The sequence below is a fragment of the Pseudomonas macauensis genome, assembly GCF_047902425.1.
Taxonomy (GTDB): domain Bacteria; phylum Pseudomonadota; class Gammaproteobacteria; order Pseudomonadales; family Pseudomonadaceae; genus Pseudomonas.
This window is the reverse complement of the sequence record NZ_CP138377.1, coordinates 4,395,858-4,418,304: the sequence shown is the minus strand read 5'-3', so window position 1 is coordinate 4,418,304 and position 22,447 is coordinate 4,395,858. Positions and strand designations below refer to the sequence as shown.

The window sequence follows — 22,447 nt, the reverse complement described above, 5'->3', positions numbered from 1 at the left end:
AACCCTCAGTGCAAGGTCAGCCGGCCGATGCGGTCGTTCTCCAGGCTGCCGAGGTAGAGGGTATCGCCCACCGGCTTGGCTGAGGTAACCATGCGTAGGTTCTGGCCGCTGGTGTCGTGCAGGCTGCGGACGATCTCGCCCTTCTCGTTCAGCGCGATCACCAGGCCATAGGGCACCGGCTTGGGCAGGAAGGCGCGCGGCAGCTTGGTCAGCTGGCGCTTGAGCCAGGGCAGTTGCTGGATCAGGTCGGCGTCGGCCTTGCGCGGCGAGGGCAGGGCGACCCAGAAGGTGCCCTTGCGATCGCCTGCGAGGTTGTCCGGCAGCCCCGGCAGGTTGTCGATGAAGACCTCATGCTGCCCGGCCTTCTCGCCTTTGAGCCAATAACGGGTGATGCGGTAGCGATAGGTTTCGTTGACCAGCACGAAGTCCTCGTTCTGCGACAGCGCCACGCCGTTGGCGAAATACAGGTCCTTGAGCAGCGTTTCGGTCTTGCCGCTGGTCGGGTCGTAGCGCAGCAGACGGCCATGGGGACGGGCTTCGAGCAGGTCGAGCAGGTAGTCCGGCTGGTGGAAACGGCTGGATGCGTCGCTGAAATAGATGCGTCCATCGCTGGCAATGTCCAGATCGTCGGTAAAGGCGAAGGGAATGCCGTCAGCCGAATCGGTGAGCACGCGAATCCTGCCCTGCGGATCGACCTGCAGCAGACCCTTCCAGGCGTCGGCGACGATCAGGTTGCCGGTCTTGTCGAATGCCAGGCCCAGCGGTCGGCCGCCGGTTTCGACGAAGGTTTCCGCCTTGCCATCCGCGCCGATGCGCACGATACGGCCATCGGCAAGTCCGGCGAAGATGCGCCCCTGGCTGTCCACGGCAGTGTCTTCCGGCCCGACGATCTGCCCCTGGGCGATCAGTTCGGCCTTCATCAGGGTGTCGTTGGGCTCCATCACGCCGGTCATCGCTGGGGCCTTGGGCGGCGTCCAGGCCAACGGGTCGATGGGACTGGGGGTGAGCGCCAGGTAGACGGCCAGGGCGGCGACCAGCAGGCCGAGCAGCCCGAAAAGCTTCTTCATGGGGAGTTGCCTTATTGTTGTTATGGGGCGGGCTCAGCCTAGTCGCTGCACTGGGCGCGACACAGACCGATAGCCGAGCGGAATGCTCGCACATCCTGCATCTCTATATAATGCGCGCACCGAAACGAAGGAGATGTTCGTGACCGCTCTCGATATTCAGTGGATTCGCGACGATGCCAGCCTGGCGCGCAAGTGCCAGGACTGGAAAGAACTGCCGTACCTCGCGCTCGATACCGAGTTCATGCGTGTCGATACCTTCTACCCCGGCGCCGGCCTGGTGCAGGTGGGCGATGGCAGTGGCGTATGGCTGATCGACCCGCTGTTGATCCGCGACTGGTCGCCGTTCGCCGAAGTTCTGGAGGCACCCTGCGTGGTCAAGGTGTTCCACGCCTGCGGCGAAGACCTCGAAGTCTTCCTGCGCCTGACCGGAAGCCTGCCGCAGCCGCTGTTCGATACCCAGCTGGCCGCCGCCTACCTGGGTATGCCTCACTCGATGGGCTACTCGAAGCTGGTGCTGGAGATCCTCGGAATTGATCTGCCCAAGGACGAAACCCGCTCCGACTGGCTACAGCGCCCGCTGACCGAGATGCAGGTGCGCTACGCCGCCGAGGACGTGCAGCACCTGGCCGAGGTCTACGTGAAGCTGGCGCCGCGCCTGAGCGACGAGAAGCTGCAGTGGCTGCTGGCCGACGGCGCGGACCTGACCGCCAACCAGACCCGCGTCAGCGACCCGCAGGAGGCCTACCTCGATGTGAAGCTGGCGTGGAAGCTCAATCGCCAGCAACTGGCCGTGCTGCGCGAGCTGTGTGCCTGGCGCGAAGAGCAGGCGCGGCTGCGCAACCAGCCGCGCAACCGAGTGCTGCGCGAGCACACCCTGTGGCCGCTGGCGCGCTTCCAGCCCGCCGACAAGGTTGCCCTGGCGCGCATCGATGACATGCACCCGCGTACCGTGCGCCAGGATGGCGATACCCTGATCGCGCTGATTGCCCATGCGGCGAAGCTGCCGGAGGCCGATCGCCCGCAGACACTGCCCGAACCGCTGCCGCGTGAGGTCACGCCGGTGCTCAAGCAACTGCGCGAAGTCGGCCAGAAGGAGGCTGAGCGTCTGAACATGGCCCCCGAGCTGATGCTGCGCAAGAAGGTTCTCGAAGCGCTGCTCAAGACTGGTTGGCCGAACGGCCCCTACCATCTGCCCGAATCGCTGCAGGGCTGGCGCCGTGAGCTGATGGGCCAGGCCCTGCTGGACAGCCTCGCCGTCCAGACCCACGAATAACGCGGAAGACACACCATGAAACGCATCTGCTCCATCTACAAGAGTCCGCGCAAGAACGAGATGTACCTGTACGTCGACAAGCGCGAGGCGCTGACCCGTGTACCCGAAGGGCTGATCGCCGCGTTCGGTCCGCCGCAGCACACCTTCGACCTGGTGCTCAGCCCCGAGCGCCAACTGGCCCGCGAGGACATCAACAAGGTCCTGGAAAACATCGAGAAGCAGGGGTACCACCTGCAGATGCCGCCGGCCGAAGAGGAGTACATCGAGCACCTGCCCGAGGAGCTGCTGCGGATGAACGATCCGCTCTGACCCCTCGCTCGCGCGCAACACCCTTCGAGCCGCGGACGGGCGCAGTGCTGGCACTGTGCAAGTTCGCGGCTTGAGCGCATTATGCGTGGAGAAAAGGGTTCAACGGAGCGGAACGCTTGGTCTCTGGCTGTGTCTATAGCCGCCTGTCTTCCCTGAACTACTACCGAACTCCACGGGAAGCTCTCCTAAAGCGAGTCCAGATGCGCCAGCCGGAAACGTTCCACCGATCCAAGCGAAGGGCCTGAGTCATGCGCCTTCTCGTTCTTGATCGTGACCATGCCCTCTACGCCGCCCTGATCATGGCGGCGGAACCGCGGATTACGGTGATTTCCGGCGACAAGCCGGACAAACTCCTCGAAGCCGCCGCCGAGTGCCCCGTCTGGCTCGCCCAGCCCGATTTTGCCGCGCAGCTGCTGCGCCAGGGCGTACACCCGGTGTGGATCCAGTCCAGCTGGGCGGGCATCACCCCGCTGCTGGCGGACGACCTGCCCAAGGACTACGCGCTGACCCGCGCCGTGGGCATTTTCGGCCAGGTCATGACCGAATACCTGCTCACCTATCTGCTCGCCCATGAGCGGCAGATGCTCGGCCGCCTGGCCAGCCAGGTTGGCGTGCAGTGGGATGACCGCCTGCCGGGCACGCTCAATGGCCGCCAGGTGCTGATCGTCGGGACCGGCGAGATCGGCCAGGCGGTGGCGCACATGCTGGCGCCGTTCGGCGTGGAGCTGGTGGGCGTGGCGAAGAATCCGCGGTCGCTGCTGCCGTTCAGCCGCGTGGGCGCGCTGGAAGACCTGCCGCGCCTGCTGCAGACTGCCGACTATGTGGTGAACCTGTTGCCCGACACGCCGCAGACCCGCGATATCTACAACCTGCCGCTGTTCAACCGGATGAAGCCGACCGCGCTGTTCATCAACGCCGGGCGTGGCACCTCGGTGGTCGATGCTGATCTGGTGTCGGCGCTGGAGGCCAACCAGATCGCCGGGGCGGTGATCGATGTTTGCCGCGAAGAGCCGCTGCCGCCGCAGCATCCGTTCTGGCACACGCCTCGCCTGCTGCTGACCGGCCACACTGCCGCGCCGACGCTGCCGGGGCCGCTGATCGAGCTGTTCCGCGACAATCTCGCGCGATTCTGGGCCGGCCAGGAAATGCGCGGCGAGGTGGATTTCACGCGAGGCTACTGATCGCCGCGGACATGAAAAAGGCCCCGTTCGGGGCCTTTTTCTTTGGCTCTGGTAGGAGCGAGCTTGCTCGCGAAGCGCATGGCACTGTGATGTGCCTGTTCGCGAGCAAGCTCGCTCCTACGAAAAGCATTCAGAGCGAGAAATCGCCCTCGGCGACTATTTCCGCCAGCGGGCGGCGGGCGTTGGGCACTTCGCGGGCCTGCAGGCTCTCGGAGAGGATCGACTTGTCGCCCAGCTTGCCGATGGCGATCACCGCGTGGATTTCATGGTCCGCCGGCACCTTCAGCTCGCTACGCGCCAGATCGCGGTCGAAACCAGCCATGCCGTGGGTGTGCCAGCCGGCCAGGCTCGCCTGCAGCGCCAGGTAGCCCCAGGCCGAGCCGGTGTCGAAGCTGTGCCAGAGCGCCGGTTTCTCTTCGGTCGAGCCGGGCGGAGCGAAGGTGGTCTTGGACAGCACGACCACCAGCGCCGAGGCGTTCTGCGCCCAGCCGCGGTTGAATTCGCCCAGCAGGTTCAGATAGCGCTGCCAGTTCGGCGTGTCGCGGCGCGCGTAGAGGAAGCGCCAGGGCTGCGAGTTGAACGAGGAGGGCGCCCAGCGTGCCGCTTCGATGAAGCTCAGCAGGGTGGCCTCGGGAATGGCTTCGCCGCTGAAGGCGCGGGGCGACCAGCGATTGATGAACTGCGGGTCGATGGGGTGCTCGGCAACGCGGGGATTGGCGCTCATGGTGGCTCCTGTGACTGCTTGGGATATGCCGATGGTGCCGTGGACGGCCGGGCATCGCGGTGGGAACGGGCGGCGTGGCTGCGCTCGGCAGCTGACAGGTCGCGCGGCTCTGGTGGGGAGCAGGCGGACCGGGCCCGTGGCGCGCTCAAACTAACCAGCGCGGCGCGCTCTGGCAAGCACCTCGCGGTCAATGGTCGCCTGCGCTTGGCCTGGAGGCTCCACGGGCTTAGACTTTGCGCCCCGTGAAACAGCCCCTGTACAAAAAATGGCCGCCAAAGTCGAACCCTTCTGGAAACGCAAGACCCTCGACCAGCTCGATCAGGACGAGTGGGAGTCGCTGTGCGACGGGTGCGGCCTGTGCTGCCTGCAGAAGCTGGAAGACGAGGACGACGGCAGCGTCTACTACACGCGCATCGCCTGCAAACTGCTGGACCTGAAGACCTGCCGCTGCACCGACTACGCCAACCGCCATGCCACGGTGCCCGACTGCATCCAGCTCACGCCGGCCCAGGCCAACGAGTTCCAGTGGCTGCCGCCGACCTGCGGCTATCGCCTGGTCTCCGAGGGCAAGGACCTGCCGCTGTGGCACCACCTGGTCTGTGGCGACCCCGATGCCGTGCACCACGAACGTATCTCCCAGTCCGGCCGCATGCTTGCCGAGGGCTCTGTGGCCGAAGACGACTGGGAAGAGCACCTGATCTTCCGCGCCGGCTGATCTCGCTCAGCGCGGCAGCGCGGCTCATGTCGAAACGCCAGCCGACCCTGACGACCCCGGCGGGTCGCCGAAACTGAAGTAGCCGCAGCACGGGCAGGTGTAGAGCATCAGCGATTGCCTTCGATGCCCAGCACCTTGAACAGGAAGGCGTACTCCAGCGCCACGTCCTTCAACCCCTGGTAGCGGCCGCTCATGCCGCCGTGGCCGGCGCCCAGGTCGGTCTTGAGCAGCAGCAGGTTGTCGTCGGTCTTGCTGACCCGCAGCTTCGCCACCCACTTGGCCGCCTCCCAGTACTGCACGCGGCTGTCGTTGTAGCCGGCCACCGCCAGCAGCGCGGGATAGTCCTGGGCGCTGACGTTCTCGTAGGGCGCGTAGGCGCGGATACGGGCGTAGACCTCCGGTTCCTCCGGGTTGCCCCATTCGTCGTATTCGGTGACGGTCAGCGGCAGGTCGGGGTTGAGCATGCTGTTGAGCACGTCGACGAAGGGCACCTCGGCAATGGCGGCGGCGAACAGCTGCGGGCGCTGGTTGAGTACCGCGCCGATCAGCAGGCCGCCGGCGCTGCCGCCGCTGATGGCCAACTGCGCCGGGCTGCTGTAGCCCTGGGCCAGCAGGTGTTCGGCGCAGGCGATGAAGTCGCTGAAGGTGTTCTGTTTGTATGCAAGCTTGCCGGCGCGGTACCAGGCTTCGCCCAGCTCGCCGCCGCCGCGCACATGGGCGATGGCGAAGATGAAACCGCGCTCCAGCAGGCTCAGGCGGGCGTGGGAGAACCAGGGGTCGAGGCTTTCGCCGTAGGCGCCGTAGCCATAGAGGTAGAGCGGCGCGGGCTGGCCGCGGGCGATGTTTTCCAGCACGTCGCGGCGGCCGACGAGGCTGATCGGCACCTGCACGCCGTCGGCGGCGGTGGCCCAGAGACGGCGGCTCTCGTAGGCGTCGGCGTCGAACGGGCCTTCCACCGGGGTTTCCTTCAGTACCTTCTGTTCGCCGCTGGAAAGCTCCAGCTGGCGAATCTGCGCCGGGCGGTTGAGCGCCTCATAGCGCAGGCGGATCACCGGGCTGTCGAACTCCAGGCTGTCCTGCACGTAGAGGTTGTAGGCGGCGTCGGGCAGTTGCACGCGGTGTGCCGGTTGGTCCTGCGGCTGCACCTCGACGATCGGCAGGCCACCTTCGCGCAGGCTCAGGGTCAGGGCGCTGGCGCTCAGGGTGAGGCCTTCGAGCATCACCTCGTCGCGGTGTGCGATCAGCGTCTGCCAGTGTTCGCGGGTCGGTTGTGCTTCGCTGGCGTGATAGAGGGCGTAGTTGATGCCTTCCTGGTTGCTGCGGATCAGCCAGGCCCATTCCCCGTTCAGGCGGCCGTGGTCGGGGTAGTACTCGTGGTCTTCCTCGCGCGGTGCCAGGCAGACGAAGTCGCCGTCAGGGGTGTTGGCGTCCAGTACCCAGGCTTCGCTGGTGGTCTTGCTGCCCAGCAGAAGGATCAGCTGGCGCTCGGAGCTGGCGCGGTAGCAGTGCAGGAAGAAACGCCCGTCGCGCTCCTCGAAGACCTGTTCCGCACCGCTCTCGCCCAGGCGATGGCGGTACAGCTTGTGCGGGCGGTGGGTGTCGTCCAGCTCGCCGAAGAACAGGGTGCGGTTGTCGTTGGCCCAGGTCAGGCTGCCGTCGCAGTCCTCGAAGGGCAGGACGGTGACGCTGCCGTCGGCCAACTCCTTCACGTAGAGGGTGTAGATCTCGTCGCCGCTGGTATCCAGGCTGTAGGCCAGTTTCGAATGATCGGGACTGATGCTGAAGGCGCCGACCGACAGGAAGCCGTCGCCGGCCAGGGCGTTGGGATCGAGCAGCAGTTGCTCGGCGGCTTCATCCACCGTCAGCGAGCCGTCGGCCGGACGCGGACAGCGGTAATGGCGCGGGTACTCGTCGCCGGCGGTGGTGCGCTGGTAGTACAGCCAGGGGCCCCAGGGCGTGGGCAGCGACAGGTCGGTTTCGCGGATGCGTCCTTTGATCTCCTGGAACAGCGTTTCGCGCAATTTCGTCTGAGGAAGAAGCTGATCCTCAAGGTAGGCATTTTCCGCTTTCAGATAGTCGAGGACGTCTTCGGCATCGCGGTTTTCCAGCCAGGCATAGGGATCGGCGGCGGCCTCGCGGCGGGCGATGGGGGGCTGACGGTCGGTCATGGCGACTCCTTACGTGGCGGGCATGGATGACGCCCGGCTGCGCACCCATGGGGAAAAGCGGCTATCATAAGCCCCCCTCTGCCGCTATCGCACGTACGCGCATGAACGAACACGATTACCTGATCGCCTGGGGCGCCTATCTGGGTGCCGGCCTCGGCCTGACTCTGGTCTGGTTCCTGATGACCGGCTGGATGTGGCGCTGGCTGCGCGAACCCCTGCGGGTGATCGTCATCGTGCTGCTGTTCACCCCGACCCCGGTGGACCCGGCGAACAACCTGTACGCCCCGGCCATCGCCATCACCGCGCTGGACGTGGTGTTCAAGGTTGGCAACAACGCCTGGCGCGCGGTCTCGGACCTTGCGCTGGTGCTGCTGGCGGCGTTCGGCGTTTACCTGCTGTTCGTGCTGGTTCGCTGGCCCATCGAGCGGGCGCTGAAGAATCGCCGCAAGACACCGGCGCCGGAAGACGAGCCGACCCTGCGCAAGCTGATGCAGCCGGAGCTGATGCCCGACGTGGATACCCGCACCGACGAGCGCGGCGACCGCCGCATGCGTATCGAGCCGCGCCTGTAGAATCGCGCCTTGCGTCCTGACCGACACGCGTCCAGCATGAACTGAACGGCCTTTCGAGGAGTTCCCATGGACTGCGTGTTCTGCGCCATCGCGGCCGGTCGCGTGCCGGCCCACGTTCTCTGCGAAGACGAGCATTTCATCGTGCTGCTGGATATCTACCCGCTGCGGCCCGCGCATCTGCTGGTGGTGGCACGGGAGCACGTGACTTTCCTGCACCAGCTTTCGGAAGGCGCGCAGCAGAACCTGATGCCGCTGGCCGATCGCATGCAGCGTGTACTGCGCCGGGCCGGTTACGGCCGGATCGGCATCAACCTGCTGGTCAACGATGGCCCTGCGGCCAACCAGCATGTCCCACATTTTCACCTGCACCTGATTCCGCGTGAGTTGAACGATCTGCCGGCCATGGTGCTGCGCTTGCTCACACGTTTCCTGCCGCTGGGGCGGCGCAGGATGCACAATCGCCTGGAACGCGAGCTTCATCAGCTGCGCGAGGCACTGTTGGAGGAGAACTGATTCATGTGCGAGTTGCTCGGTATGAGCGCCAACGTCCCGACGGACATCGTGTTCAGCTTCACCGGGCTGATGCAGCGCGGCGGCGGCACCGGTCCGCACCGTGACGGCTGGGGCATTGCTTTCTACGAAGGACGCGGGGTGCGCCTGTTCCAGGATCCGTCGGCGAGCATCGACTCGGAAGTGGCGCGCCTGGTGCAGCGCTACCCGATCAAGAGCGAAACGGTGATCGGCCACATTCGCCAGGCCAACGTCGGCAAGGTCTGCCTGTCCAATACGCACCCCTTCGTGCGCGAGATGGGCGGGCGCTACTGGACCTTCGCCCACAACGGCCAGCTCGCCGATTTCCATCCCGAGCCGGGGCTGTACCGCCCGGTGGGCGACACCGACAGCGAGGCGGCCTTCTGCGACCTGCTCAACCGTGTGCGCCGCGCCTTCCCTGAACCGGTGCCGGTGGAGGTTCTGCTGCCGACGCTGGTCCGCGCCTGCGCGTCCTATCGTGAACAGGGCGTGTTCAACTGCCTGCTCAGCGACGGGGACTGGCTGTTCACCTTCTGCAGCAGCAAGCTGGCCTGGATTACCCGCCGCGCACCGTTCGGCCCGGCGCGCCTGAAGGATGCCGACCTGACCGTCGACTTCCAGTCCGAAACCACGCCCGACGACGTGGTGACGGTGATCGCCACCGAGCCGCTGACCGACAACGAGAACTGGACCCTGATGCAGGGCGGCGAGTGGATGCTCTGGTGGCGCGGCGAGATCGTCGACCAGGGACGTATCTGACGCGACTTGCGCGCATCCGTGCGACGCAGGCCCGGACCCGGCGGGCGCCTTCGCCGACAATCGGCAGCGCCTTGGGGGCGATTCCAATAAGACAAGAACGAAGGGGGAGAAGATGTTGCGCAGCTACATTCGCATGGTGCTGTTCGCGCTGGGCCTGATGGTGGCGGTACAGGTGCCGGGCTTCATCAAGGACTACACCCAGCGCATCGACGCCCATCGCATCGAGGCCGCCCAGGCGCTGCAAGGCTTCAAGGACACCTCCGGGCAATTCTTCAAGGGCGATCTGAATGCGCTGGTGGCGCATTATCGCGGCAGCCCCGACCCGATATTCCAGCGTGATGCCGACAACATCGAGCGTCTGTTGCGCCGCGCCCAGTTGTTCGATAACGAGTGGCGTGCCATGCAGGGCAGCTGGTTCCAGCGCGCCTGGCACATGGTGCTGGCGCCGAATGCCGAGCTGCTGCAGGAGACGTACGCGAACTACCGCTACCAGGTGGTGCTGGAGCCCGAGGCGATTGGCTGGGGCCTGGCCGGTGGCCTGGTGCTGGCGTGGATCGCCGAGGTGCTGATGGCATCGCTGGTGGCGTTGGTCGGTCTGGGCGACAACCGCCGTGCATCGCGCCGGCATTGGAACTGATGCCTGAGGGCTTGTCGTAGGAGCGGACTTCGTCCGCGATAGGTTCCGCTCTGTAGCGAATCGCGGGCGGTACGCAGGCGCAATGCCCAGGGTTTTTCCTGTGAGGACGGATTCTTCCGCGATGGATTTCGCGGACAAGGTCCGCTCCTACAATCGCCGGAAAGCGCGCTGCCCGCTCTTCGTAGGAGCGGATCTTATCCGCGAAGCTTTTGCTCTTCCCTGCCGCGGCTAGCGCGCCAGCGCTTCCTCCGGCGACTCGTGCCGGCGATAGGGGAACACGTCGATTACTTTCCCCGCGCGAATCTGTTCCTGCAAACCCTTCCAGTAATCCGCGTCGAACAGGTTACCGTGCAGCCGGGCGAACAGCCGGCGCTGCTTCAGGTCGACGAACAGGAAGCGCGGGAACTCCTCCGGGAATACGTCCATCGGCCCCACTGAATACCAGGGTTCGGAGGACATCTCGTCCTCCTCGTAGCGCGGCGGCGGGATGTGGCGGAAGTTCACCTCGGTCAGGTAGCTGATCTCGTCGTAGTCGTAGAACACCACGCGGCCGTGGCGGGTGACGCCGAAGTTCTTCAGCAGCATGTCGCCGGGGAAGATGTTCGCCGCCGCCAGTTGCTTGATCGCCAGGCCATAGTCGTTCAGGGCTTCCTCCACCTGCGCCTCGGTGGCGTGCTCCAGGTAGATGTTCAGCGGGGTCATGCGGCGCTCGGTCCAGCAATGGCGGATCAGCACCACGTCGTCTTCCAGCACCACGGTGGAGGGCGCCACCTCCAGCAGTTCGGCAAGGCAGTCCGGGTGGAACTTGCGCACCGGGAAGCGGAAGTCGGCGAACTGCTGGGTGTCGGCCAGGCGGCCGACGCGGTCGTGGTTCTTCACCAGCTGGTACTTCTGGATCACCGTGGCGTGGTCCACGGTCTTGGCCGGGTTGAAGTTGTCCTTGATGATCTTGAACACCACGTTGAAGCCCGGCAGGGTGAACACGCTCATCACCATGCCGCGCACGCCGGGGGCCATGACGAACAGGTCGTCGGTGGTCGCCAGGTGGTTGATCAGCGCGCGGTAGAACTCGCTCTTGCCCTGCTTGTAGAAGCCGATGGAGGTGTACAGCTCGGCGATGTGCTTGCCCGGCAGCAGGCGCTTGAGGAAGGCCACCAGCTCGGCCGGCACCGGCGCATCGACCATGAAGTAGGAACGGGTGAAGGAGAAGATGATCGAGACTTCCGCTTCGTCGGTGATCACCGTGTCGAACTGGATGCCGCGCCCTTCGTGGTGCACCAGCGGGAACACCAGCGGCCACTGCTCGTCCGGGGTGAACAGGCGGCCCACCAGGTAGGCGCCCTTGTTGCGGTAGAACACCGAGCCGATCAGCTCGACGGTGAGCGTCGGGTCCTTGCACACCCAGTCCGGCAGGCTGGCACGCAGCAGGCTGTCGATGCGCTCCAGGTCGCGCTCGCGGTCGTCGTAGTCCACGGCGAAGCGGTAGTCGTCGAAGATCTGCTCCAGGGTATGGCGCAGGTGGCCAGCGGGCCGGTACAGGCGGGTGTGCGGGTCGCGGGCGTGGGCGCGCAGGGACGGCCGGGTGGTGTGCACGAACATGGTGCCGTCGCTGATGTTGTCGTGGCTGAACAGGCCGCAGAAGATCGAGTTGAACCAGGTCTCCGCCAGCTCGTCGTCCAGCCGCGGGTCGATCAGGGTGATGTAGGCGCTCTTGGCGATCGGCCAGCGTTCCACGTCCACCAGGTCGATGTGGGCCATGGTGCGGGTCAGGCGTTCCACGGTCTCGGCGACCTTTTCCTCGTACAGGTTGATGCGCTCCGTCGAGGCCCGCTGCGCCTCCTGCCAGAGCGCCTGCTCGAAGCGCGCAGGCGCTCCGTCGGTGATCTGGTGGAAGCGTGCGCGGTAGTCGTCGAAGCCTTCGAGGATCAGGGTCGCGATCTCGGTCGCCGGCCAGTGCTGAGCCATGGGAGCGCCTCTGCGGAGTCTTGGTGCAGCGAGCTTAGCCACGCACAACGGGGAACGAAAGGGCGAATTCGTACCGCTCGGCCCGGGGCAAGTTGCGTATGCTGGGCTGCCCTTGTTCCTTTAGATTAAGAGCCTTTGGTAGATGCCATGGCAAGGAGCCGCCACGATGGACACCCTCCGCATCGAACGCTGCACGGAGCAGCACATCAACGGGCTGACCGCCCTCTACAACGACCCCGCTGTGGCCCGTCAGGTGCTGCAGATGCCTTACCAGGCGCCGGAGCTGTGGCGCAAACGGCTGAGCCAGGACAGCGAGCGCCAGGTAACCCTGGTGGCGCTGCACCAGGACGAAGTAGTCGGTAGCGCCAGTCTGGAACAGTCCCCGCGCGTGCGCCGCAGCCATTGTGGCGCCATCGGCATGGGGGTGGCGGTCGCCTGGCAGGGTCGCGGCCTCGGGACGCGGCTGCTGGCGGAGCTGCTGGAGGTCGCCGACAACTGGATGAACCTGCGTCGCGTGGAACTGACGGTCTACACCGACAACCAGCCGGCCATCGCGCTGTACCGCAAGTTCGGCTTCGAGGTGGAGGGCGAATTGCGAGACTACGCCTTCCGCGACGGCGCCTTTGTCGATGTGCTGAGCATGGCGCGCCTGCGCAGGAGCTGAACATGGGATTTGAAAGTCAGCTGCGGGTGGACCCGATCCGCCAGCGGCGTAGTCTGGTGACTCCCACGCCAAGGAGCCGTTCGCGATGAGTCCCGCCGCACTCTTGAACCTGCTCGGGCTGGCTGCCATCTGGGGTGCCAGCTTCCTGTTCATGCGCCAATTGGTGCCCGCCATCGGGGTGATGCCGACCGCGTTCTTCCGCGTCTTTCTCTCCGCCGTCGGGCTGGTGGTGATCCTGCTGGTACTGCGCACGCGCTGGGACTTCCGGGGCAAGTTCGGGCGCATCCTGCTGATCGGGGTGATCAGCTCGGGCATTCCGGTGCTGATGTACAGCCTGGCGGCGCGGGTCTTGCCGGCGGGCTATTCGGCGATCTTCAATGCCACCACGCCGCTGATGGGTGTTCTGATCGGTTCGCTGTTCTTCGGTGAGTCGCTGACCGGCTCCAAGGCGCTGGGCGTGCTGCTTGGCCTTGCGGGCGTGGCGGTGCTGACAGGGGCCGGCCCGGTGCCGCTGGACGCCGCCGTGCTGTGGGGGGCTGCTGCCTGCCTGGTGGCGACCACCTGCTACGGCTTTGCCGGGTTCATCACCAAGCGCTGGATCAATGATCAGGGTGGTCTGGACTTCGGCGTGTCCGCCCTGGGCAGCCAGATCGGCGCAACGCTGTGCCTGCTACCGTTCTTCCTCGGCACCAGCCTGGATATGCCGCTGGCGCCGCTGCTGGAGCCGAAGGTGGTTCTGGCGTTGGCCGGGTTGGGTTTCCTCTGCACGTCCTTCGCCTATGTCCTGTATTTCCGCCTGCTGGCCAGTATCGGCCCGCTGAAGACCATGACGGTGACCTTCCTCATTCCGTTGTTCGGCGTGCTCTGGGGCGCGCTGTTGCTGGACGAGTCGCTGTCCTGGGCGCACCTGCAGGGTGGGCTGCTGATTGCCGTGGCGCTTTGGCTGGTGCTGCGGCCGGCGCCGGTGCCGAAGGTGGAAACTGCCAGTTGATTCAGCCGGAGGCGAGGAGTCATCCCCGCCTCCGGTTTTCGTGCTCGGTTAGCCGTTATCCACCGCCTGCGTTGTCTCTGCGGCCCGCACTGGCGCCTGCTGGCGGAACACCAGCATCAACCCCAGCACGATCAGCCCCATCCCCAGCAGGCCCAGGGCGGACAGGCGGTTGCCGAACACCCCGTAGTCCATCAGTGCCGTGACCGCCGGCACCAGGTAGAACAGGCTGGTGACGTTCACCAGGTTGCCCGCCGCGATCATCCGGTAGAGCAGCACGGTGGCCAGCACCGAGACCATCAGCCCCATCCACAGCGCACTGAGGATGAACGCGGCATTCCACTCCACATGCAGCGGCTGGAAGGGCGCCACGGCCAGGCACAGGGTCAGCCCGGCGATGTACTGCAGGGGCAGGGTGCCCAGTGGGTTCTCGCGGATGTTCTTCTGCAGGATCGAACCGCCGGTGATCGATAGCAGCGCCAGCAGGGAGCAGGCCAGTCCGGCGAAGGTCAGGCCCGACAGCCCGATGCTCTGGTAGACCACCATCACCAGTCCGATCAGCCCCAGTGCGAGGCCGCCCAGGCGGGTGGCCGAATGTCGGCGTTCGAGCAGGAAGCTGGTGAGCATCGGCTGTACGCCGAGCACGGTGGCGATGACCCCGGGGGTGACGTGCAGGTCCAGCGCCATCAGGTAGAAGATCGGGTAGATGCCGAGCATTACCAAGCCAGTGAGCACGGCATGGCGCACCTGCTTGCGTTCGCGCGGCCAACGCAGGCCGATCAGCGGCGAGAGTATCAGCAGCGCCACCAGCGCGGTGCTGAAGCGGGCGATGAGGAACACCATCGGGGATGCGTGGGCCAGGCCCCATTTGCTGATGATGGCGGCGCTGCTCCACAGCAGCACGAAGAGCGAGGTGCTGGCCAGGGCGGCCAGGGACGAACGATTGAACGAAATCATGCCATTTACCTGTCGTCAGGCAGATCACGGCCGGCCTTCAGGCGGCCAGCCACAAACCGGGCGCCGCGTCAGATGAGCGCGGCAAGCCGGGTGTTGGAATACGCGTGATGCGTGGGCGTCAGACGCTCACGCCGGGCGGCGGAGAGGCCGCGCCGGGAGGCGGAGGCGACGCGATGGCGACGACAGGAGGGGGAGGGCAGGCCGCACCCATACCCGCGCCGCGGGCCGGGGAGGCTGCAGCGATGATTGCCGGATCGGGCAACGGGTATCGGGACATGGATGGAAACCTGTTCAGTGGGGCAGCAACTGCGCTGCGTGGGCTGACTATAGCGGTCTGGATCGACGCTGGCGAGTTCTGCGCGAGTCGTGCGGCAAAGCGCGACTCCTGCGACAGAAACGACAACGCGCGGCCGAAGCCGCGCGTTGCAGGGGCAAGGCTGACGCTTACTTGCCGGTCTTGATGGTGTTCCAGATGCGGGTGCGCAAGCGATCGATCTTCTGCGGCATGGATTCGAGGGCGAACAGCTTGGCCATCTTGTCCTGCGGCGGGTAGATCGCCGGGTCGGCCTTGATCGCCGCGTCCACCAGCGGATCGGCGGCCAGGTTGCCGTTGGCGTAGTGCACCGAGTTGCTGACGCCAGCCATCACTTCCGGACGCAGCAGGTAGTTCATGAAGGCGTAGGCGGCCTTCTCGTCGGGCGCATCGGCCGGCATGGCGACCATGTCGAACCACAGCGGCGAGCCTTCCTTCGGGGTGGAGTACTGGATTTCCACGCCGTTCTTGGCTTCCTTGGCGCGGGTGGCGGCCTGCAGGATGTCGCCGGAGAAGCCGACCACCATGCAGATCTCGCCGTTGGCCAGGTCGCTGACGTACTTGGAGGAGTGGAAGTAGCGGATGTACGGACGCACCTTGAGCAGCGCTGCCTCGGCCTGCTTGTAGTCGTCCTGCTTCTGGCTGTGGTGCGGCAGGCCCAGGTAGTTCAGGGTGATCGGCAGCAGCTCCGGACCGTTGTCCAGCACCGCGACGCCGCACTTGGCCAGCTTCTCCATGTACTCGGGCTTGAAGAAGATGTCCCAGGAGTCGATCGGTGCGTTGTCGCCCAGCGCTTCCTTGATCTTCGCCGGGTTGTAGCCGATGCCGGTGGTGCCCCACAGGTAGGGGAAGCCGTGCTCGTTGCCCGGGTCGTTCACTTCCAGCGCCTTCATCAGCACCGGGTTGAGGTTCTTCCAGTTCGGCAGCTGGCTCTTGTCCAGCTTCTTCAGTGCGCCGGCCTGGATCTGCTTGGCCATGAAGTGGTTGGACGGGAAGACGACGTCGTAGCCGGACTTGCCGGTCATCAGCTTGCCGTCGAGGGTCTCGTTGCTGTCGTAGACGTCATAGGTCGCCTGGATGCCGGTTTCCTTGGTGAAGTTCGGCACGGTTTCCGGGGCGATGTATTCGGACCAGTTGTAGATCTTCACGGTGTCGGCCTGGGCGGCGCCTGCGGACACGGCGAGGGAAAGCGCGAGGGTAGAGAGCAACGGGGAGGAAATTTTCATTCTTGTGTTCCTGACGGCGGTGCGGGATGCCCGGCGCCGTCCGCTTTGTGCGGTCGGCAGTTGTGACGGGCTGCGCAAGAATTAACCGTTTTGCCGGAACATGGCGAGGGGCGGTGGCTGCTTGCGGGTCCGCAGACAGCCACGCATGACCCTGCTCGCACCGCGTCGGAACGAGCAGGGGAAACCGCCCCGGAGTGGGGCGCAGGCGTCTTACTGGACCAGGTCCTGCTCGTCGAACATGCCGTCGAACAGCATGCTCGACAGGTAGCGCTCGCCCGAGTCGGGCAGGATGACCACGATGGTCTTGCCCTGCATGTTCGGCTCCTCGGCCAGTTTCACCGCGGCGGCCATGGCGGCGCCGCTGGAGATGCCGCAGAGGATGCCTTCTTCCTGCATCAGGCGCAGGGCCATGGCCTTGGCGTCGTCATCGGCGATGGTGGCGACGCGGTCCACCAGCGACAGGTCGAGGTTCTTCGGCACGAAGCCGGCGCCGATGCCCTGGATCTTGTGCGGACTGGGTTTGACTTCTTCACCGGCCAGGGTCTGGCTGATCACCGGCGAGCTGACCGGCTCCACGGCCACCGCGAGGATCGGCTTACCCTTGGTGTTCTTGATGAAGCGCGATACGCCGGTAATGGTGCCGCCGGTGCCGACGCCGGCCACCAGCACGTCCACCGCGCCATCGGTGTCGTTCCAGATTTCCGGGCCGGTGGTCTTCTCGTGGATCGCCGGGTTCGCCGGGTTGTCGAACTGCGCCGGCATGAAGTAGCGGGCTGGGTCGCCGGCGACGATTTCCTCGGCCTTGGCGATGGCGCCCTTCATGCCCTTGGCCGGTTCGGTCAGCACCAGTTCGGCGCCAAGGGCCTTGAGCACCTTGCGACGTTCCAGGCTCATGGAGGAAGGCATGGTCAGCACCAGCTTGTAGCCACGGGCGGCGGCGACGAAGGCCAGGCCGATACCGGTGTTGCCGGAGGTCGGCTCGACGATGGTCATGCCCGACTTGAGGCGTCCGCTCGACTCGGCATCCCAGATCATGTTGGCGCCGATCCGGCACTTCACCGAGTAGCCGGGATTGCGCCCTTCGATCTTGGCCAGAATGGTGACGCCGCGCGGGGCGATGCGATTGATCTGGACCAGCGGCGTGTTGCCGATGGACTGCGCGTTGTCTGCGTAGATGCGGCTCATGGGGAGAGAGTCCTTGTCGCTCTTGAGTAGACCCGAAAGCCTATTCCCAGCCCGCCTCTGCGTCCAGACGCAGAACCGGCGGAAAGATCGGTCGCCGCGGTGGCTGGAACGGGCCTCAATGGATCTCCGGGAGGCGGCGCCTGGCGAGAAATGGCCGGGCGCGCGGTGACCGGGCATTCAGTGACTGAATGCCCGTCCTGCGTTCACAGTCGAGCGCCATGCGCGTTATAGTCGCAGTCTCCCAAACGCACCTCTCCGCCCGGGCCAGGCCCGGCCGCTACCGTTCGAGGATTTCCCGATGAAGTTCGAAGGCACTCAGTCCTACGTCGCCACCGACGACCTCAAGCTGGCGGTCAACGCCGCCATCACCCTGCAGCGTCCGCTGCTGGTGAAGGGTGAGCCGGGCACCGGCAAGACCATGCTGGCCGAGCAGCTGGCGGAGTCCTTCGGCGCCAAGTTGATCACCTGGCATATCAAGTCCACCACCAAGGCCCACCAGGGCCTGTACGAGTACGACGCGGTCAGCCGCCTGCGCGACTCGCAGCTGGGCGTGGACAAGGTTCACGACGTGCGCAACTACATCAAGAAGGGCAAGCTCTGGGAGGCCTTCGAGGCCGAAGAGCGTGTGATCCTGCTGATCGACGAGATCGACAAGGCCGACATCGAGTTCCCCAACGACCTGCTGCAGGAACTCGACAAGATGGAGTTCTTCGTTTACGAGACCAACGAGACCATCAAGGCCAAGCAGCGCCCGATCATCATCATCACCTCCAACAACGAGAAGGAGCTGCCGGACGCCTTCCTGCGCCGCTGCTTCTTCCATTACATCGCCTTCCCCGACCGCGAAACCCTGCAGAAGATTGTCGATGTGCACTACCCGAAGATCAGCGGCACGCTGGTCAGCGAGGCGCTGGACATCTTCTTCGACGTGCGCAAGGTGCCGGGTCTGAAGAAGAAGCCTTCCACCTCCGAGCTGGTGGACTGGCTGAAGCTGCTGATGGCCGACAATATCGGCGAAGCGGTGCTGCGCGAGCGCGATCCCACCAAGGCCATCCCGCCGCTGGCTGGCGCCTTGGTGAAGAACGAGCAGGATGTGCAGCTGCTTGAACGCCTCGCCTTCATGAGCCGCCGCGCCAGTCGCTGATTACCGGATTTGCTCTCGTAGGAGCGAGCTTGCTCGCGAAGCTCTTTGCTTCGCCGGGTTCGCGAGCAAGCTCGCTCCTACAGAAGAGCACATGCTCCACGAGAGGATGCAGCCATGCTGCTCAACCTGTTCAACGAAATGCGCGCGGCCAAGGTGCCGGTGTCGGTGCGCGAGCTGCTCGACCTGATCGATGCGCTCAAGCACCGCGTCGTGTTCGCCGATGTGGACGAGTTCTACTACCTCGCCCGCACCATCATGGTGAAGGACGAGCGCCATTTCGATAAGTTCGACCGGGCCTTCGGCGCCTACTTCAAGGGCCTGGAAAAGCTCGACGACCACTTGAAGGCGCTGATCCCCGAAGAGTGGCTGCGCAAGGAATTCGAGCGCCTGCTGACCGACGAGGAACGCGCGCAGATCCAGTCCCTCGGCGGCCTGGACAAGCTCATCGAGGAGTTCAAGAAGCGCCTCGAGGAGCAGAAGGAACGCCACGCCGGCGGCAACAAGTGGATCGGCACCGGCGGCACCAGCCCGTTCGGCTCTGGCGGTTTCAACCCCGAGGGCATCCGCGTCGGCGACGCCGGCAAGCGCCAGGGCAAGGCCGCCAAGGTCTGGGACCAGCGCGAGTACAAGAACCTCGACGACCAGGTCGAGCTGGGCACGCGCAACATCAAGATCGCCCTGCGCCGCCTGCGCAAGTTCGCCCGCGAGGGCGCGGCGGAAGAGCTGGACATCGACGGTACCATCGACCACACCGCCAAGGATGCCGGCCTGCTCAACATCCAGATGCGTCCCGAGCGCCGCAATACCGTGAAGCTCCTGCTGCTGCTGGATATCGGCGGCTCCATGGATGCCCACGTGAAGGTCTGCGAGGAACTGTTCTCGGCCTGCAAGACCGAGTTCAAGCATCTCGAATATTTCTACTTCCACAACTTCATCTACGAGTCGGTGTGGAAGAACAATCTGCGTCGCAGCAGCGAGCGCACCGCCACCTTCGACCTGCTGCACAAGTACGGGCCGGACTACAAGGTGGTGTTCGTCGGCGACGCCGCCATGGCGCCCTACGAGATCACCCAGGCCGGCGGCAGCGTTGAGCACTGGAACGAGGAGGCCGGCTACGTCTGGATGCAGCGCTTCATGGAGAAGTACAAGAAGCTCATCTGGATCAACCCGTATCCGAAGGACACCTGGAACTACACCGCCTCCACGGGCCTTGTCCGCGAGCTGGTGAAGGAACAGATGTACCCGCTGACCCTGAGCGGCCTGGAAGAGGGCATGCGCTTCCTCTCCCGTGGTTGAGTACCGAAACGGTGCATATGCACCGTTCCGGTGTCCGCAAAGGTAACCTTCCGTCGGGGCGCCAAGCGCCCCGTTGTACGTCGAAGACCCCGTTGCACGGGGATCGATCCGGCCACGCTGGGTGGCCGGCACGTAACTTGCCTGCCCCTGAGCTGCGCCCGTCGCGGTAACACGCAACGGGCACGCCATTGCGTCTACCCTGGGCATGACATGAATCCGCTGACCTTCTCCCGCTCGACCTGGCTCAACTCCCTGCACATGACCTCGCTGACCGTCGCGCTGATGGAGTCGGAAGGGCACAGCCGCGAGTCGATCCTGGAAGGCAGCGGCATCACCGGCGACGACCTGCTCGACCTACGTCGGCTGGTCAGCCCGTGGCAGGAACAGCAGGTGTTCGTCAACGTGCAGAACCTCGCCGGCGAGCCCGCCCTGGGCCTGCGCCTGGGCGTGCGCACGCGGATCACCGCCTACGGCCTGCTCGGCTACGCGCTGCTTTCCGCACCGACCCTGGGCGAGGCGCTGCGCATCGGCCTGAGCTACCCGGTGCTGCTGGGCACCTACTTCCACCTGGCGCTGGAAGTGGAGGGCGACATGGCCTGGCTGAGCGCCACCGGCTATGGCGAAACCGAATCGATGCGGCCGTTCAATACCGAGCTGTGCCTGGGCTCGCTGAAGGTGGCCTGTGCCGACCTGCTCGGCCAGCCGCTGCCACTGGTGCGCGCCGAGTTCGACTATGACGGCCCCGAGGACCGCCGCGCCGCCTATGCCACCCTGTTCGGCTGCCAACTGGGCTTCGGCTGCAAACGCAGCGCCATTGGCTTCCCGGCCTCCTGGCTGGAGATGCGCCTGCCCCTGGCCGACGCCGTGACCCATCGCGAGATGCTGGAACAGTGCCGCCGCCAGAACATCGACCTGGCCGCCCGCCGCGCCTGGCTGGACAAGGTCCGCGCGATCCTCGGCGAACGCCTGCAGGAGCCGCCGGGCCTGGAAGAGCTGGCGCGCCGGCTCAACTGCTCCTCGCGCAGCCTGCGCCGCCACCTGCAGCAACAGCAGACCAGTTACCAGCAACTGCTCGACGAACTGCGCTTCGCCCGTGCCAAGGAACTGCTGCAGGACGGCGACATGCCGATCTACCGCATCGCCGAGGAGCTTGGCTTCAGCGAAACCGCCAGTCTGCGCCACGCCTTCCAGCGCTGGAGCGGCCAGCCGCCGAGCCACTTCCGTGCATAGAAAACTGTGCATAAAAGCCGTGCACAAAGGCTGTGCCTGAAATCCGTGCGGATTTGTCGCAGATCAAGGAGTAGGCCAGTCCGACAGGCATAGCCTTCAGGAGCCCCACAAGGAAACCCCGAGGGTCTGACCATGGCCAAGAAATTCCCCCTCAATCCACCGCACCCCGAGCGCATCTGCTGGGGCTGCGACCGTTATTGCCCGTCCACCAACCTGGCCTGCGGCAACGGCGCGGACCGCACCATGCACCCGGCCGAAATGCTCGGTGACGACTGGTACCAGTTCGGTGACTGGAATATCGAGGTGCCGGAGAAGATTGCCGTGCAGCTGGAGCCTTCCAGCTAGCGCCTCATGCTGCGCCGTCCTGGCGGGCATAACTGACGGTGAGGATTTCCCACTGGTGGCCGTCCGGCTCGTTCCAGTAGAGGATGCGTCCGCCGTTTTCCGTGTCGACCTGATGATCCACCGGCCCGTGTACCCGGCTGCGCCAGGCGATGCCGGCGTCGCGCAGACGCGCGAGGATCGCATCGAATTCCGCGTCGCTGACCCGGAAGCAGAAGTGCAGGCGGGGGAAGGGTTCTTCCCACTGGTCGAAATCCAGGGTCAGTCCCGAATTGACGAATACCGGCACGAACGGGCCGACGCCTTCGCGCGCCCAGGGTGCGTCCAGCAGTTCCGCGAGTTGCCGTGCCGCGGCCAGCTTGTCGGCGGCGGGTACCAGCAGGTGATCCAGTTCTACGCTCATGGTCGCCTCCGTTACGGATGCCCATGGGCAGAGTCTAGGCCCCTGCAAAGCCTGCATCCGGCCCCTGGTCGGGCCGGATGCGGCTGTCGGATCAGCCCTTGGCCGGGGTGATGCCGTAGATCTTCTGGAACTTGGCGATCAGGGCGACCGGCTTGGATTCTTCCTTCTGCATCAGGTAGACCACGCGCTCGCCGTTGGGGCCGCTGGCGATCTCGGTGTGGCGGAAGATCGGCTCGCCCAGACCGTTCATGTCGACCATGTCGCCGTAGCGCTGGGCCACGTAGATCACGCCATCCTTGCGGATTTCGCCGTAGAAGCCGGCTGCCGGCGGCAGGCTCTGCTTGTAGAACTGGTAGGAGGCGATCTTCTTCGCGTCCTTGTCCTTATCTTCGGCGCGTACGACCAGGACCAGGTTCTGGCCGAACTTGTCCTTCTCGCCCACGTCCTTGGTGTAGGTGGTTTTGCCTGTCACCAGGTAGTCGCGGTAGACGTTGGCGTCGTCGAACAGGTAGAGGGTCTCGTCGGTGCGCACCAGGTACCAGTCATCATTGTTCGGCGTGACTTCCTTGCTGGCGACCGGCGGCTGCATGGCGCAGGCACCCAGGCCGGCGACGAGCAGGGCGATGGATGCGGCTTTGTATAGGTTGTTGTTGAACATCGGTTTACCTCCCCAGGTTGAAAGCCAGGGAGTTTCGCCAGCGTTTGTAACGAAGTGATGACTGGTAGATGAACGATTTGTGCGCGCTGGCGCGCCCGGTTGCACGGGGCGCGCCGTCGCTTGTTGACGGTCAGGCGCGG

23 protein-coding genes are annotated in these 22,447 nt (G+C 65.3%); 14 read left to right on the top strand and 9 right to left on the bottom strand.

The genetic code is table 11. The annotated features are described in order from the left end of the window. Positions 1-5: 5 nt before the first annotated feature. Complete coding sequence (locus SD196_RS20180) at positions 6-1,067, bottom strand: SMP-30/gluconolactonase/LRE family protein (protein ID WP_416310599.1); 1,062 nt, start codon at positions 1,065-1,067, stop codon at positions 6-8. Between the two features lie 139 nt (positions 1,068-1,206). Between SD196_RS20180 and rnd the strand changes: the two genes are divergently transcribed. From rnd to SD196_RS20165, 3 genes are all read left to right on the top strand, one after another. Next, positions 1,207-2,340, top strand: coding sequence for a ribonuclease D (gene rnd, locus SD196_RS20175; protein WP_331316978.1), 1,134 nt, complete (start codon positions 1,207-1,209; stop codon positions 2,338-2,340). Between the two features lie 15 nt (positions 2,341-2,355). Then, positions 2,356-2,649, top strand: a complete 294-nt coding sequence (locus SD196_RS20170) for a YcgL domain-containing protein (RefSeq protein WP_275608165.1) — start codon at positions 2,356-2,358, stop codon at positions 2,647-2,649. Between the two features lie 248 nt (positions 2,650-2,897). Beyond that, the gene (locus tag SD196_RS20165) at positions 2,898-3,830 is read left to right on the top strand and encodes a D-2-hydroxyacid dehydrogenase (RefSeq protein ID WP_275608164.1); all 933 of its coding nucleotides are present in this window, start codon (positions 2,898-2,900) and stop codon (positions 3,828-3,830) included. 130 nt (positions 3,831-3,960) lie between these two features. On the opposite strand, the gene SD196_RS20160 is transcribed toward SD196_RS20165, so the two are convergent. After that, positions 3,961-4,554: a nitroreductase family protein gene (locus tag SD196_RS20160; RefSeq protein ID WP_331316983.1), complete on the bottom strand. Its 594-nt coding sequence runs from the start codon at positions 4,552-4,554 to the stop codon at positions 3,961-3,963. A 265-nt stretch (positions 4,555-4,819) separates the two neighbouring features. Here SD196_RS20160 and SD196_RS20155 point away from each other — a divergent pair, with 265 nt between their 5' ends. After that, positions 4,820-5,269: a YcgN family cysteine cluster protein gene (locus tag SD196_RS20155; RefSeq protein ID WP_416310598.1), complete on the top strand. Its 450-nt coding sequence runs from the start codon at positions 4,820-4,822 to the stop codon at positions 5,267-5,269. A gap of 107 nt (positions 5,270-5,376) precedes the next feature. Here the strand turns inward: SD196_RS20155 and SD196_RS20150 are convergent, their stop codons facing one another. Continuing rightward, positions 5,377-7,437 carry a S9 family peptidase gene (locus SD196_RS20150; protein ID WP_275608161.1) on the bottom strand — a complete coding sequence of 687 codons (2,061 nt, stop codon included), beginning with the start codon at positions 7,435-7,437 and terminating at the stop codon, positions 5,377-5,379. Between the two features lie 101 nt (positions 7,438-7,538). On the opposite strand from SD196_RS20150, the gene SD196_RS20145 reads away from it, so the two are divergent. The 4 genes from SD196_RS20145 to SD196_RS20130 all read left to right on the top strand — a co-directional run bounded on the left by SD196_RS20145 (position 7,539) and on the right by SD196_RS20130 (position 9,936). Further along, positions 7,539-8,009 carry an MFS transporter gene (locus SD196_RS20145; RefSeq protein WP_275608160.1) on the top strand — a complete coding sequence of 157 codons (471 nt, stop codon included), beginning with the start codon at positions 7,539-7,541 and terminating at the stop codon, positions 8,007-8,009. A 66-nt stretch (positions 8,010-8,075) separates the two neighbouring features. Continuing rightward, a complete protein-coding gene (locus SD196_RS20140) occupies positions 8,076-8,522 on the top strand; it encodes an HIT family protein (protein WP_275608159.1) in 447 nt (148 codons plus the stop codon). 3 nt (positions 8,523-8,525) lie between these two features. Next, entirely contained in the window at positions 8,526-9,299 is a 774-nt protein-coding gene (locus SD196_RS20135) for a class II glutamine amidotransferase (RefSeq protein ID WP_275608158.1), read from the top strand. Positions 9,300-9,411: 112 nt separating this feature from the next. Continuing rightward, the gene (locus tag SD196_RS20130) at positions 9,412-9,936 is read left to right on the top strand and encodes a DUF2937 family protein (protein WP_275608157.1); all 525 of its coding nucleotides are present in this window, start codon (positions 9,412-9,414) and stop codon (positions 9,934-9,936) included. A 228-nt stretch (positions 9,937-10,164) separates the two neighbouring features. Here the strand turns inward: SD196_RS20130 and aceK are convergent, their stop codons facing one another. Continuing rightward, positions 10,165-11,901: a bifunctional isocitrate dehydrogenase kinase/phosphatase gene (aceK, locus tag SD196_RS20125; protein WP_275608155.1), complete on the bottom strand. Its 1,737-nt coding sequence runs from the start codon at positions 11,899-11,901 to the stop codon at positions 10,165-10,167. A 166-nt stretch (positions 11,902-12,067) separates the two neighbouring features. Here aceK and SD196_RS20120 point away from each other — a divergent pair, with 166 nt between their 5' ends. Both SD196_RS20120 and SD196_RS20115 read left to right on the top strand, forming a co-directional pair. Next, complete coding sequence (locus SD196_RS20120) at positions 12,068-12,565, top strand: GNAT family N-acetyltransferase (RefSeq protein ID WP_275608154.1); 498 nt, start codon at positions 12,068-12,070, stop codon at positions 12,563-12,565. Between the two features lie 85 nt (positions 12,566-12,650). Continuing rightward, positions 12,651-13,556 carry a DMT family transporter gene (locus tag SD196_RS20115; RefSeq protein ID WP_275608153.1) on the top strand — a complete coding sequence of 302 codons (906 nt, stop codon included), beginning with the start codon at positions 12,651-12,653 and terminating at the stop codon, positions 13,554-13,556. 48 nt (positions 13,557-13,604) lie between these two features. Here SD196_RS20115 and SD196_RS20110 read toward each other — a convergent pair whose 3' ends face one another. The 3 genes from SD196_RS20110 to cysK form a co-directional block, all read right to left on the bottom strand. After that, positions 13,605-14,510: a DMT family transporter gene (locus SD196_RS20110; protein ID WP_331316993.1), complete on the bottom strand. Its 906-nt coding sequence runs from the start codon at positions 14,508-14,510 to the stop codon at positions 13,605-13,607. Positions 14,511-14,954: 444 nt separating this feature from the next. Further along, on the bottom strand, positions 14,955-16,049 hold the full coding sequence (locus tag SD196_RS20105; RefSeq protein ID WP_275608151.1) for a polyamine ABC transporter substrate-binding protein: 1,095 nt from the start codon (positions 16,047-16,049) through the stop codon (positions 14,955-14,957). A gap of 210 nt (positions 16,050-16,259) precedes the next feature. After that, on the bottom strand, positions 16,260-17,234 hold the full coding sequence (cysK, locus tag SD196_RS20100; RefSeq protein WP_331316997.1) for a cysteine synthase A: 975 nt from the start codon (positions 17,232-17,234) through the stop codon (positions 16,260-16,262). A 298-nt stretch (positions 17,235-17,532) separates the two neighbouring features. Between cysK and SD196_RS20095 the strand changes: the two genes are divergently transcribed. The 4 genes from SD196_RS20095 to SD196_RS20080 all read left to right on the top strand — a co-directional run bounded on the left by SD196_RS20095 (position 17,533) and on the right by SD196_RS20080 (position 21,249). Further along, positions 17,533-18,378 carry an AAA family ATPase gene (locus SD196_RS20095; protein WP_015476360.1) on the top strand — a complete coding sequence of 282 codons (846 nt, stop codon included), beginning with the start codon at positions 17,533-17,535 and terminating at the stop codon, positions 18,376-18,378. Between the two features lie 114 nt (positions 18,379-18,492). Continuing rightward, the gene (locus tag SD196_RS20090) at positions 18,493-19,674 is read left to right on the top strand and encodes a vWA domain-containing protein (RefSeq protein WP_416310597.1); all 1,182 of its coding nucleotides are present in this window, start codon (positions 18,493-18,495) and stop codon (positions 19,672-19,674) included. A 210-nt stretch (positions 19,675-19,884) separates the two neighbouring features. After that, on the top strand, positions 19,885-20,904 hold the full coding sequence (locus SD196_RS20085) for an AraC family transcriptional regulator (RefSeq protein ID WP_275608149.1): 1,020 nt from the start codon (positions 19,885-19,887) through the stop codon (positions 20,902-20,904). A gap of 132 nt (positions 20,905-21,036) precedes the next feature. Continuing rightward, on the top strand, positions 21,037-21,249 hold the full coding sequence (locus tag SD196_RS20080; protein ID WP_343572487.1) for a DUF3079 domain-containing protein: 213 nt from the start codon (positions 21,037-21,039) through the stop codon (positions 21,247-21,249). A gap of 4 nt (positions 21,250-21,253) precedes the next feature. Here the strand turns inward: SD196_RS20080 and SD196_RS20075 are convergent, their stop codons facing one another. Further along, on the bottom strand, positions 21,254-21,649 hold the full coding sequence (locus tag SD196_RS20075; RefSeq protein WP_343572490.1) for a VOC family protein: 396 nt from the start codon (positions 21,647-21,649) through the stop codon (positions 21,254-21,256). Between the two features lie 91 nt (positions 21,650-21,740). After that, positions 21,741-22,307 carry a hypothetical protein gene (locus tag SD196_RS20070; protein ID WP_331317006.1) on the bottom strand — a complete coding sequence of 189 codons (567 nt, stop codon included), beginning with the start codon at positions 22,305-22,307 and terminating at the stop codon, positions 21,741-21,743. Between the last annotated feature and the right edge of the window lie 140 nt (positions 22,308-22,447).

Excerpts from the sequence above, each read along its gene's own strand:
- SD196_RS20180 (WP_416310599.1), bottom strand. The coding sequence starts at position 1,067 with ATGAAGAAGCTTTTCGGGCTGCTCGGCCTGCTGGTCGCCGCCCTGGCC.
- SD196_RS20170 (WP_275608165.1), top strand. The coding sequence starts at position 2,356 with ATGAAACGCATCTGCTCCATCTACAAGAGTCCGCGCAAGAACGAGATG.
- SD196_RS20165 (WP_275608164.1), top strand. The coding sequence starts at position 2,898 with ATGCGCCTTCTCGTTCTTGATCGTGACCATGCCCTCTACGCCGCCCTG.
- SD196_RS20160 (WP_331316983.1), bottom strand. The coding sequence starts at position 4,554 with ATGAGCGCCAATCCCCGCGTTGCCGAGCACCCCATCGACCCGCAGTTC.
- SD196_RS20155 (WP_416310598.1), top strand. The coding sequence starts at position 4,820 with ATGGCCGCCAAAGTCGAACCCTTCTGGAAACGCAAGACCCTCGACCAG.
- SD196_RS20150 (WP_275608161.1), bottom strand. The coding sequence starts at position 7,437 with ATGACCGACCGTCAGCCCCCCATCGCCCGCCGCGAGGCCGCCGCCGAT.
- SD196_RS20145 (WP_275608160.1), top strand. The coding sequence starts at position 7,539 with ATGAACGAACACGATTACCTGATCGCCTGGGGCGCCTATCTGGGTGCC.
- SD196_RS20140 (WP_275608159.1), top strand. The coding sequence starts at position 8,076 with ATGGACTGCGTGTTCTGCGCCATCGCGGCCGGTCGCGTGCCGGCCCAC.
- SD196_RS20135 (WP_275608158.1), top strand. The coding sequence starts at position 8,526 with ATGTGCGAGTTGCTCGGTATGAGCGCCAACGTCCCGACGGACATCGTG.
- SD196_RS20130 (WP_275608157.1), top strand. The coding sequence starts at position 9,412 with ATGTTGCGCAGCTACATTCGCATGGTGCTGTTCGCGCTGGGCCTGATG.
- aceK (WP_275608155.1), bottom strand. The coding sequence starts at position 11,901 with ATGGCTCAGCACTGGCCGGCGACCGAGATCGCGACCCTGATCCTCGAA.
- SD196_RS20120 (WP_275608154.1), top strand. The coding sequence starts at position 12,068 with ATGGACACCCTCCGCATCGAACGCTGCACGGAGCAGCACATCAACGGG.
- SD196_RS20115 (WP_275608153.1), top strand. The coding sequence starts at position 12,651 with ATGAGTCCCGCCGCACTCTTGAACCTGCTCGGGCTGGCTGCCATCTGG.
- SD196_RS20110 (WP_331316993.1), bottom strand. The coding sequence starts at position 14,510 with ATGATTTCGTTCAATCGTTCGTCCCTGGCCGCCCTGGCCAGCACCTCG.
- SD196_RS20105 (WP_275608151.1), bottom strand. The coding sequence starts at position 16,049 with ATGAAAATTTCCTCCCCGTTGCTCTCTACCCTCGCGCTTTCCCTCGCC.
- cysK (WP_331316997.1), bottom strand. The coding sequence starts at position 17,234 with ATGAGCCGCATCTACGCAGACAACGCGCAGTCCATCGGCAACACGCCG.
- SD196_RS20095 (WP_015476360.1), top strand. The coding sequence starts at position 17,533 with ATGAAGTTCGAAGGCACTCAGTCCTACGTCGCCACCGACGACCTCAAG.
- SD196_RS20090 (WP_416310597.1), top strand. The coding sequence starts at position 18,493 with ATGCTGCTCAACCTGTTCAACGAAATGCGCGCGGCCAAGGTGCCGGTG.
- SD196_RS20085 (WP_275608149.1), top strand. The coding sequence starts at position 19,885 with ATGAATCCGCTGACCTTCTCCCGCTCGACCTGGCTCAACTCCCTGCAC.
- SD196_RS20080 (WP_343572487.1), top strand. The coding sequence starts at position 21,037 with ATGGCCAAGAAATTCCCCCTCAATCCACCGCACCCCGAGCGCATCTGC.
- SD196_RS20075 (WP_343572490.1), bottom strand. The coding sequence starts at position 21,649 with ATGAGCGTAGAACTGGATCACCTGCTGGTACCCGCCGCCGACAAGCTG.
- SD196_RS20070 (WP_331317006.1), bottom strand. The coding sequence starts at position 22,307 with ATGTTCAACAACAACCTATACAAAGCCGCATCCATCGCCCTGCTCGTC.